General features: G+C 38.0%; 1 protein-coding gene and 1 pseudogene. Both read left to right on the top strand.

What is annotated here, in order from left to right; all coding sequences use genetic code 11:
- Positions 1–178 (top strand): annotated as a pseudogene (locus DWX28_RS20875) (recombinase family protein); the annotation flags it as partial.
- The coding region (locus tag DWX28_RS19180) for a recombinase zinc beta ribbon domain-containing protein (protein ID WP_442857739.1) at positions 164–840 on the top strand (677 nt) is incomplete at its 3' end. The pseudogene DWX28_RS20875 and the gene DWX28_RS19180, both read left to right, overlap by 15 nt.

The following is an 840-nucleotide window of genomic DNA, read 5'->3' as shown; positions in this document are numbered from 1 at the left end:
GAAAAAACGACAGAATAATACACTGGACGCATTTGCCGCTTCATTTATAAAAGGCGTTCTGGATAATCCGGTATACTGTGGAAAGCTGGCTTATGGACGAAGAAAGAACGAGAAAGTATCTGGTACAAGAAATGAATACCGTATTGTAAAGCAGGAAAATTATATGCTGCACGATGGTATCCATGAAGGAATCATCTCAGAAACAGACTGGGAGCTTGCTCATCAAAAAAGGGAAAAAACAGGTGTGAAATATGAAAAGACACATAGTCTCGAGCATGAGCATATTTTATCCGGAATATTGAGATGTCCGTTATGTGGAAGCGGTATGTATGGAAACGTGAACCGAAAGAAAAAGAAAGACGGAACCTTATATAAGGATTATTTCTATTATGCCTGCAAACATCGTCGCCTGGTAGATGGTCATAAATGTGGATATCGTAAACAATGGAGTGAGGAGAAGATTAACAATGCAGTGGAAGAAGTTATTCGGAAACTGGTGAAGAATCCGAAATTTGAAGAAGCAATTCTGAATAAAATCGGTTCAAGAATAGATACAGAAGAAATAGAAAAAGAGATTGAAAGACTGGAAAAACAGCACAGGCAGCTGACCGGAGCAAAAGGAAGACTTGGACAGCAGATGGACAGTCTGGACATCATGGATAAATTTTATGAGAAGAAATATCAGGATATGGAGACAAGGTTATACCGTCTGTATGATGAAATTGAAGGCGTGGAGAACAGTATAGAAGAAGTTAAGAATCGCCTGCTGAATATCCGGCAGCAGAAAATATCAGAAGAAAACGTCTATCAATTTCTTTTATATTTTGATAAACTATATGA

Origin of the sequence: Blautia sp. AF19-10LB, assembly GCF_003461245.1 — a bacterium.
In the GTDB taxonomy this organism is placed as follows: domain Bacteria; phylum Bacillota; class Clostridia; order Lachnospirales; family Lachnospiraceae; genus Blautia_A; species Blautia_A intestinihominis.
This window is presented reverse-complemented; position numbering and strand designations above follow the sequence as displayed.